This window comes from Nonomuraea longispora, assembly GCF_004348345.1.
Taxonomy (GTDB): domain Bacteria; phylum Actinomycetota; class Actinomycetes; order Streptosporangiales; family Streptosporangiaceae; genus Nonomuraea; species Nonomuraea longispora.
In genome coordinates, this window is the sequence record NZ_SMJZ01000093.1 from 22,100 (window position 1) to 30,828 (window position 8,729).

Sequence of the window (8,729 nt, forward strand, 5' to 3'; positions counted from 1 at the left end):
CATCACTTGATCCGCAAGCCCGGGTAAAAGTAGCTTCTCGATCACACTTTCGCCCGGCAGGCGGTGATCCGATGGAACTGTCCGGTGTCGAGCAACGTTGATCCCCGGGCGCCGGGTCAGCACGTGGACGGCCATGCCGCAGCTCACGAGCCGGACAACCCGCCGCCTGCGCCGTGCCCGAAAGACGGCCTGGTGCTGGCCGGCAGCACTGGCCGACGGCAGGGGCACCACCACCAACCACACCGACCGCTGGCCCGACCAGCTCTTCGACCGGCTGGGCCCCGCCGAGGGCGTGGCCGTCGCCAACCAGGCCGCCGGCGGCAACCTTCCCTACGACGCCGAGGCCACCGCGAGGTGGCCGGGCACGCGGTCAACGACTGGATCAGGCGCGGCGGCAGGTTCGACGCCGTGATCGGCTTCGACCGGGCGGCCCGCGACCCGGCCGCGTCCCCGGCGGCTCCTGCCCGAGCTCGACCTGGGCGACCACCTGCACCTCGACCCCGCGGGCCACAGGGCGCCGACCGGGGCGATGCCCGCCCGGCTGTTCACCGGCTAGATCTGCACGAACTCCAGGTCGAGCAGATGCGCGAGCGACTTCAGCTCGCCCGCGCGGTGACCGGTGCCGAGGGCCCAGTGGTGGGACATGCCGGTGGCGCTCCACTCGTCGGTCCACTCGCCGGGGTCGCGGCCGAAGTCGACGCGCGAGGTGGTGTTGCCGATCTGCAGGTGGGGCCCGTCGACCGTCTCGCCCTCGGAGGCGAGGAAGGCGAAGCGCCCGTCGCGGCGCTGGATGAGCCCGAACGCGGTGACCGGTCCGTGCTTGACGTCGAACTCGACGGAGACGCCCCAGCCGCGCTTGCCGTGGTAGACGCCGAGACCGCGCAGAAGCGGCTTCCTCGCGCTGATGGCGAGGTGGGCGGGGCCGTCGTGGCCCATCTCGACGTGAGCGCGGTGGAAGTCGAGCGCCTGGAGCTCGGTGAAGGAGCCGCCCGCACCCAGCCGGTCCATGATCAGCATGGCCAGGCTGGTGCGCAGCTCGTACTCGCCGGCGGCGGGGATGCCGCGGGCGGTGAGCAGGGAGGCGCCGAGAATCATGCCCGCGCCGAGGCGCTCGTGCGTCTCGCCGTCCAGCCCGCGATGGTAATAGGCCAGGCTGTCCAGCTCGAAGTCCGCCACCAGCCGGTCGAGGCCGACCGAGACGCGGCAGGCCCAGTCGAGGTCGGTCTCGTTGACGGAGTCGGCGAAGTCGAAGATCTTCTCGGTCTCGGCGCGTTTGGCCGCGGTCTCGGCGTCGGTGACCTTCTCCACGCGTACCCGCAGGTCGTCGAACTCCAGCACCTCGACGTGCCCGCCGAAGTTCGAGCTCACCAGCGTCAGGTCTGTGGAAACGTCCAGCATGCCGGGGTAGAGGTGACCCATCAGGCCGTGCCGCCCGTGCCGCAGCGCGGCCCTGGCGGCGGCCGCCCGAACCCAGCCGCCGATGCGCTTCCAGGCCCGCTCGTCCTCCAGGTGGCCCGACACCGAGCGGAACGGGATGCCGCACCGCTGGAAGGCGTTGGCCATCTCGGGCAGCGGGCAGGCGCCGCAGTAGGCCAGCCACTGGCCGGTGTCGAAGGTGGCGTGGTCCATCGACTCGGTCGGCTGCAGGTTGATCAGCAGCACGGGGGCGCCGCTGCGCTGCGCGATCGGCACCAGCATCGTGGCGGTCATATAGGTGGTCAGGAAACCGACGATGAGGTCGCAGTCGGCGGCCCGCAGCTTCCCGGCCGCGACCGCCCCCTCCTGCGCGTCGGAGATGAACCCGACGTCGACGATCTCCGCGTCCAGCTCCCGCATGCGCTCCGAGACCCGCGCCGACGAGCGCTGAAGCTGGGGGAGCAGGTCGGGGAACTGGGGCCAGTACGCTCCCAGCCCTCCCGCCACGAGCCCTACGCGTACCTGCCTGGTGCTGGCCATGGTGCTGCCCTCCGACGCGGCTTCACCGCACAAAACGTTTTACCTGGATCGGCCTCACCGGGACGGTATTGTGGCGGCAGCGTAGGGTCAAGAGGCCTGCACAGGGGCTTCACACGTTTTAATGCACGACGTGGCGGTCGAGGAAGCCGGTGACGGTCCGGGGCAGCGTCAGCCGGTGGTCCGGCAGGGCGTGGTCGGTCGGACAGAGCCGATGCCGCAGCCCCCAATACCGGATGCGCCTGGTAGGCCGAGACCAGGGCCGCGCCACTGGCGCCACGGAGCGGCAGCAGCGCGTCCTCCCACGCGGCCGCGTACGCCTCGCACGCGCCGGGATCGGCCCGGCAGGCCGCCGCGGCCACGCCCAGATCGAAGGCCGCCACGGATCAGCGGCCGCTCCACTTGATCTCGTACGGCTTGAGCGCGAACTGCGTGCCGTCGACGGTCGTCGTCACGGGGCCGCCGGAGGTGTTGACCAGCAGCAGCTGCTCCGGCTGGGCCAGCACCCTGACCTGGGGATCGGAGGAGGTGAGCGGCTCCAGCTCCGCCCCGGCAGGGAACCATCGGGTGAAGCCGGCGACGAGCCTGGCCGTGGGCTGCTCGGCGCCCGTACGCGGATGCCACAGACATGCCGGGCAGGAGCCCTCCTTCGCCTGCGGGTTCCAGTAGAGGGCCGTGGCGGCGCCGCTCCGCGCGAACTCGATCATCGAGGCGGCCTGCACGGCCAGCCGCTTGGGCTCGGGCCACGTGGTGCCGTCCTCCGGCACGAAATACCACTCCGACCACCACACCGGCAGGTCGCCGGCCTTCTCGCGCACCCACTGGGTGACCGCGGCGAACTTCTCCAGTGCCCGGAACTCGTCGGGCAGCAACTGGTGGGCGTCGGTCACCGAGGCGCCGTCGACCACGACGAAGTCGGCGCCCTTCTTGTTGTCGAACCAGTAGGTGAAGGCGTCGATGACGTGCTGGTTGACCACGCCCCACTCGCCGCGCAGCTCGGAGTCGCCACCCTCGTTGCTGTCGAACCCGAGGTAGGGGCCGCCGACCTGGGCGTCTGGCCGTGCCGCCTTCACCGCGTCGTACACCTTGTTGTACAGCTCGGTGTACCCCTTGGCGTCGGCGGGCTTGGAATGGTCCTTCCAGAATCCCTTGAACTCGTTCCACACCATGAAGTACTTGACGTCCTTGTACCGCTTGGCCACGGCCGCCGACAGCTTGGCGAAGTCGTCGAAGTGCTGCGGGTAGGGGGCGTCCTCCAGGTGCTCGGCCCAGCCCTCCTCCGACGTCGGGCCCTCGGGGCCGCCCTTCATCCAGTCGGGGGCGCAGCAGAGCGTGATGACCGGCGTGGCGCCCGACCGGCGCATGAGGTTCATCCGGCTGTCGAGGTCTTCCCAGACGTACTGCCCGGGACGCGGCTCGGGGTTGAACGCCCCGAAGCCCATGATGTGCTGGTTCTGCAGCATCGGGGTCCTGGCCAGCTGGCCGGTGACCCGCTGCTCGAACTCCGGGGCGATGTTGTTGGCGCTGACGCCGGTGTGCGTGAACCCCCAGCGTGGCCAGCCGTCCTCCACCTGCGGCGGCTTGCCCGCCGCCCCGCTGCGGCCCGGCGACGTCTCGGGCGCCGCGGTGGTCTTCTGCGCGACGGGCGGCTGCTCCTGCGCGGACTGGCCCAGCAGGGAACAGCCCGCGGCGGCCAGCGTCACGGCCATGGCCGCCGCGGCCGAGGCGACCGGCCGCCCGGACCGTAGCCTCATCCATGCCCGGTTACCCGCTGTCACCAGATCCTCACTCCTCCCGTCGACATGCCGCCAGTAGCGTTCCACGGGCTGAGCTGGCAGGACACATGGAGTGGCCGGTTCACAGTCAATCGTTATCGTTTGGCATCCTTCGCCGACGTAGTCTCACGAACACCGGCGGTGCAGCAACAACATCGCCGCGTCGTCGAGCAGCGGCCCGCCGGCGTGCTCCACGAGGTCGGCCCGCAGGGCGTCCAGCGCGGCCTGCGGATCGGGCAGCGTCAGGAAACCGGCGCGGTCGGTGAGCGGGTAGAACTCGCCCGCCGCGTTTCTGGCCTCGATGACACCGTCGGTGACGAACAGGATCCGGTCGCCCTCGCCGAACGGGATGCGGTGGGGCTTGGCCGCGGAGGCGTCGAGCGTGCCGAGCCCGAGCGGCAGGCCCTGCTCCGGCGGATCCATCGTGGTGCACGTGCCGTCGGGCCTGATCAGCAGCGGCGGCGGATGGCCGAAGTGCACCAGCGTCATCTCGCCCGCGTGCACCTCGGCGACGGTCGCCGTGACGAACTGCTCGTCGTCCAGGTGCCGGGTCAGGCTGACCTCGAGCCGCTCGCCGATGTCGGTCAGCTCGGCCTCGTCGTAGGCGGCCTCACGGAAGGCGCCCAGCACCCAGGCGGCCGTCTCGACCGCGGCCAGGCCCTTGCCCTGGACGTCGCCGATCAGCAGGCGTACGCCGTGCGGGGTCGTGACGACCTCGTACAGGTCGCCGCCGATCTGCGCCTCGGCCGCCGCCGAGGTGTAGGAGAGCGCCACCTGAAGGTCGCCCGCCCGGCGCGGCACGGGCCGCAGCAGCACCCGCTGGGCGGCCTCGGCGACCTGCCGGACGCTGGCCAGCTCGCGTTCGCGCTCCAGCCGCAGGCGGGCGGCCAGCATGCTGGCCAGGGTCACGCCGGCGATGCTGACCACCGTGAGGTTGTTCTGCCAGTGCAGGACCAGGTTGTTGTACGACGCCAGGAACAGGCAGATGGCCAGCGCCACCGCCCCCACCGCGGAGGTGCGGCGTACACCGCCCGACAACGAGGCGAAGGCCGGGCCCAGCGTGAGCAGCGGCAGGAACATGAGCGACCGGCCCGCCAGCACGTCGAGGACGGCGACGCAGAGCATGACGGCGAAGGGCAACCACCGTAGAGCCCGCAGGGATCTCATCTGCCCCCTTGCGTCGCCATGTGCGTGTCTCGCACGGCTCACTGTCCGCCCGCCCATCCCGGTCAACGAAAAATGAAACATCAATGATTGGCCATATACAAGCATGGCTCAGCGCATGTCGCTTGCGGGCCGCGCCCGGCATCCCGGCGCGGTCCGGATCAGTGGACACGACGAAACAGACATGAAGGATGCTTCCGGCGTCTGCTCGACGAGCGGAACTCCGGCCGGGCGGCACGCTGGAAGGGGACGTGCGAGCGCGCGTCCCGGAGCCCGGTGCTTCGGCGCGCTCTCCGTGTGCCGCCGTTCCGCTGTCCCATGCGGGCGTCCGGTGTGTCCTGCGTGTCGGGGCTCGTCCGCAGGTATGTCCGTGCCCCGGTGGCTCCGTGTGTCCGCGGGGTCTGTTCGTGCGCCGGCGGTTCCGGTGTGGGCTCGTTCGCGGGCCGGCGGGTTGGTGGCCGGGCCTGGGTTACGGGTCGACGGGGAGGCGGCGGGCGGCGAGGCCGGCCCAGCCGAGGCCGAAGGCTGTGAGCAGGAGTACGCCCCCGGCTCCCGCGCCGGCCGCCACGAGCCCGGCGGCGCCGGGCAGCAGGAGCTGGCCGGTGCGGTTGCCGACCAGGCGGAGCGACATGGCGCGCCCGCGCAGCCCCGGCGGCGCCGACTCGGCCAGCCATGACATGGTCAACGGCTGCCCCACGCCCAGCCCGAACCCCAGGACGACCAGCACCGGCGTGAGCAGCCACAGCGGCATCGGCAGCGGCGTGACGAGCATGGCGACAGCCGCGCCCACGGTGCTGCCGACGAGGAGCCGGCGCCTGCCGAGGGCGCGCGAGAGGCTGCCGAGGAAGAAGCGCGAGACCATCGACGCCAGGCCGCGCACGGTCAGCAGCAGCCCGATCGTTCCCGCGCTCAGCCCGTGCTCGGTGCCCAGCGCCGGGAGGTAGACGAGCGTGATGTCGACGGCCGCCAGCACGACGCAGCTCGTCACCAGGGCGTACGCGAGCCCGGGACGGCGCAGCAGCGAGCGTACGTCCCCGCCCGCGCCGCGCTCGCCGGCCTCGGGGCGGGGGCTGCGTGCGAGCGCCGCCGACAGCGCGACGAGCACGGCGGACAGGCCGCACGACCACAGGAAGATACGGCCGGTGTCGGGGATGGCCTGGTCCCCGCCGAACACGGCGATCAGCACGGGCCCCGCCGCCTGCCCGAGTGAGGCGGCGAACGTGTAGCGCCCGAACGCGGTGTCGTGGCCGCCGCGCCGGGTGGTGTTGGCCACCAGCGCCTGCTGCGCGATGACGCAGCCGAGGTGGCCGGCGCCGAGCAGGATCCCGGCCGTGACGAGCCCGGGGACGGTGTGGCCGAGCACCAGGAACGCCGCGCTCGACGCCGTCAGCAGCAACGCCCCTGTCACGGCCACGCGCCGCTCGCCGTAGCGGTCGGCGATGTGGCCGGCGGGCAGGGCCAGCAATAGCGGCGCGATCGCGAAGCTGGCCCCGAGCAGCCCCAGCCACGCGGCGGGCACGTCCAGCTCGATCGCCCGGTACGCCATCGTGGGCCGCAGCACGAACGTGATGGCCTGGGTGGCCACGGCGTGCGCCGGCAGCACGGCGACCGCGTACCGTCGATGCCGGTGCTCGGCCGCCGGTTCGCGCATCGCCGTCCTGTCCTGCTCCGTGGACCCGTTATAAGGACCGTACGTGTCCTGCTTCCGTCGTACATGTCTACTTCATCATCGCCAGGGCTGACATGTGCAGTCATAAAGGGAGATAAGCGTCACAGGTTATAACCTGCGAGCCGCATTGACCTCAACAGGACTTGAGGTCCTAGCGTGACGCGTATGAACAAGACTGCTTCCCCACAGGCTGGTTGGCGGGAATGGACCGGACTGTCCGTGCTCGTTCTCCCCACCTTGCTGCTGTCGATCGACATCTCCGTGTTGCACCTGGCCGTGCCGGCGCTGACCGAGGAGTTGCGCCCGACCAGTTCCGAGCTGTTGTGGATCTCCGACATCTACGGGTTCCTCATCGCGGGTTTCCTCATCACGATGGGCACGCTCGGTGATCGCGTCGGGCGCAGGAGGATCCTGCTGATCGGCGGCGCCGCGTTCGCGGTGGCCTCGGTGCTCGCGGCGTACGCGCCGACGGCGGAGCTGCTGATCGTGGCGAGGGGTCTGCTCGGCGTCGCCGGCGCCACGCTGATGCCGTCCACGCTGTCGCTGATCAGCAACATGTTCCGGGATCCCGTGCAGCGTACCCGCGCCATCAGCCTGTGGATGGGCGGGTTCATCGGCGGCATGGTGATCGGGCCGCTGGTCGGCGGCGTGCTGCTGGAGCACTTCTGGTGGGGGTCGGTCTTCCTGATGAACGTGCCGGTCATGGTGCTGCTGCTGGTGGCCGGGCCGCTCCTGCTGCCGGAATACCGCAATCCCGGCTCAGGCCGCATCGACCTGGTGAGCGTGGTGCTCTCGATGGCGGCGGTGCTGCCCGTGATCTACGGGTTGAAGGAACTGGCCGCCGGAGACTTCGGCTGGGGCCCGGTCACCGGCATCGCCGTAGGGCTGGCCCTGGGCGTCGTGTTCGTCCGCCGTCAGCGGCTGCTCGCCGACCCGCTGCTCGATCTGAAGTTGTTCGGCGACCGCAAGTTCAGCGCCTCCCTCGGTACGCTCATGCTGGTCGCCATGATCGGCCCGGGGCTGGGCCTGCTCGCCGCCCAGTACCTACAGCTCGTCGAGGAGCTCTCCCCGCTGCAGGCCGGGCTCTGGATGTTGCCGACGAGCGCCACGGTGATCGTCGGCATCGCCGTCACTCCGGTACTGGCCCGCCGGTTCCGCCCGGCTCACGTCATCGCGGGCGGGCTGGCGGCAGGTGTGCTCGGCATGGTGCTGTTCACGCAGGCAGGGGGTGCCGGCGGTCTGGCGTACGTGGTGATCGGCCAGACGATGTTCTTCGCCGGCAGTTCCCCGCTGGTAGTGCTCGGCATCGACATGGTGGTCGGCGCCGCCCCGCCGGAACGTTCCGGGGTGGCTTCGGCGTTGTCCGAGACCGGGCAGGAGTTCTCCGCCGCCCTCGGGCTCGCCGTACTGGGCAGCCTTGCCACGATCGTCTACCGCGCCGGCCTGGCCGTACCCGAAGGGACGCCGGCGGGGCTCGCCGACGCGGCCCGCGACACCCTCGGCGGGGCCGTGGGAGCCGCCGAGGGCCGGCCGGCGGCCGCCGAGCTGCTCGCGGCGGCCAAGGACGCGTTCTCCGGCGGCCTGGCCGCCGCCGGGGCCGCGAGTGCCGTGATCATGCTGGCGGCCGCGGCGCTCGCGCTCACCTCGCTGCGCCACGTCCCGCCGATCGGCTCCGCCGCCCCCGCAGGGGAAGCCGCACCCGTGAGCTCGTGACCCGTGCTCCTCGTCGGAGAGCTCGCCGGAGAGCCACGACCTGCGCACCAGCGGCCCCGCCCACCAGGGCCTGGTGGCGCTGCGGGAGGCCGGCCTGCCCACCGGCGCGCTGACGGGCTTCGACGTGCTCGTCCCCGGAGGTGACCCCACCATGGCGGAACGCCTGCGCCGGGTGGACGGCGCTGCCGCGGTGCTCATCCCCTGGAAACACTCCGGCCTTGGATGACCCGGATTGAGGGATCGCAACCGGCCTGGTCAGGGGGCCGACTTGTGTCCTGAGCTGCTAAAACGCGGTGGTTCCAAGAGCTGTGTGTCTCACAGAGTCTCACGATGTCCCGCAGTGGCTGACTGTTCGCGGGCCATGCACGGGCCAAGCTGTGAGGCCGTGAGCAGGGTTCCTTTCTGCGACGTTACGCGGGGACGTGAGGGGGGTGGACGAATCGTTGCGGTGGCGC

General features: G+C 71.3%; 7 protein-coding genes. 3 read left to right on the forward strand and 4 right to left on the reverse strand.

The window, feature by feature from the left end; genetic code table 11:
• Nucleotides 1-133: 133 nt before the first annotated feature.
• Nucleotides 134-412: a hypothetical protein gene (locus E1267_RS23555; protein ID WP_132334989.1), complete on the forward strand. Its 279-nt coding sequence runs from the start codon at nucleotides 134-136 to the stop codon at nucleotides 410-412.
• Between the two features lie 140 nt (nucleotides 413-552).
• On the opposite strand, the gene E1267_RS23560 is transcribed toward E1267_RS23555, so the two are convergent.
• From E1267_RS23560 to E1267_RS23575, 4 genes are all read right to left on the reverse strand, one after another.
• Nucleotides 553-1,956 carry an L-fucose/L-arabinose isomerase family protein gene (locus E1267_RS23560; RefSeq protein ID WP_132334991.1) on the reverse strand — a complete coding sequence of 468 codons (1,404 nt, stop codon included), beginning with the start codon at nucleotides 1,954-1,956 and terminating at the stop codon, nucleotides 553-555.
• Nucleotides 1,957-2,339: 383 nt separating this feature from the next.
• The gene (locus E1267_RS23565) at nucleotides 2,340-3,707 is read right to left on the reverse strand and encodes a GH39 family glycosyl hydrolase (protein WP_132334993.1); all 1,368 of its coding nucleotides are present in this window, start codon (nucleotides 3,705-3,707) and stop codon (nucleotides 2,340-2,342) included.
• Between the two features lie 147 nt (nucleotides 3,708-3,854).
• Entirely contained in the window at nucleotides 3,855-4,895 is a 1,041-nt protein-coding gene (locus E1267_RS23570; protein ID WP_132334995.1) for a PP2C family protein-serine/threonine phosphatase, read from the reverse strand.
• A gap of 466 nt (nucleotides 4,896-5,361) precedes the next feature.
• Nucleotides 5,362-6,543, reverse strand: a complete 1,182-nt coding sequence (locus E1267_RS23575; RefSeq protein ID WP_132334997.1) for an MFS transporter — start codon at nucleotides 6,541-6,543, stop codon at nucleotides 5,362-5,364.
• 183 nt (nucleotides 6,544-6,726) lie between these two features.
• On the opposite strand from E1267_RS23575, the gene E1267_RS23580 reads away from it, so the two are divergent.
• Together E1267_RS23580 and E1267_RS44530 are read left to right on the forward strand one after the other, a co-directional pair.
• Nucleotides 6,727-8,274, forward strand: coding sequence for an MFS transporter (locus E1267_RS23580; RefSeq protein WP_132334999.1), 1,548 nt, complete (start codon nucleotides 6,727-6,729; stop codon nucleotides 8,272-8,274).
• Between the two features lie 73 nt (nucleotides 8,275-8,347).
• Nucleotides 8,348-8,500 (forward strand): hypothetical protein, encoded by a 153-nt coding sequence (locus tag E1267_RS44530; protein ID WP_165959752.1) that lies wholly within the window; start codon nucleotides 8,348-8,350, stop codon nucleotides 8,498-8,500.
• Nucleotides 8,501-8,729: the final 229 nt, after the last annotated feature.

Excerpts from the sequence above, each read along its gene's own strand:
- E1267_RS23555 (WP_132334989.1), top strand. The coding sequence starts at position 134 with ATGCCGCAGCTCACGAGCCGGACAACCCGCCGCCTGCGCCGTGCCCGA.
- E1267_RS23565 (WP_132334993.1), bottom strand. The coding sequence starts at position 3,707 with ATGAGGCTACGGTCCGGGCGGCCGGTCGCCTCGGCCGCGGCGGCCATG.
- E1267_RS23580 (WP_132334999.1), top strand. The coding sequence starts at position 6,727 with ATGAACAAGACTGCTTCCCCACAGGCTGGTTGGCGGGAATGGACCGGA.
- E1267_RS23560 (WP_132334991.1), bottom strand. The coding sequence starts at position 1,956 with ATGGCCAGCACCAGGCAGGTACGCGTAGGGCTCGTGGCGGGAGGGCTG.
- E1267_RS23570 (WP_132334995.1), bottom strand. The coding sequence starts at position 4,895 with ATGAGATCCCTGCGGGCTCTACGGTGGTTGCCCTTCGCCGTCATGCTC.
- E1267_RS23575 (WP_132334997.1), bottom strand. The coding sequence starts at position 6,543 with ATGCGCGAACCGGCGGCCGAGCACCGGCATCGACGGTACGCGGTCGCC.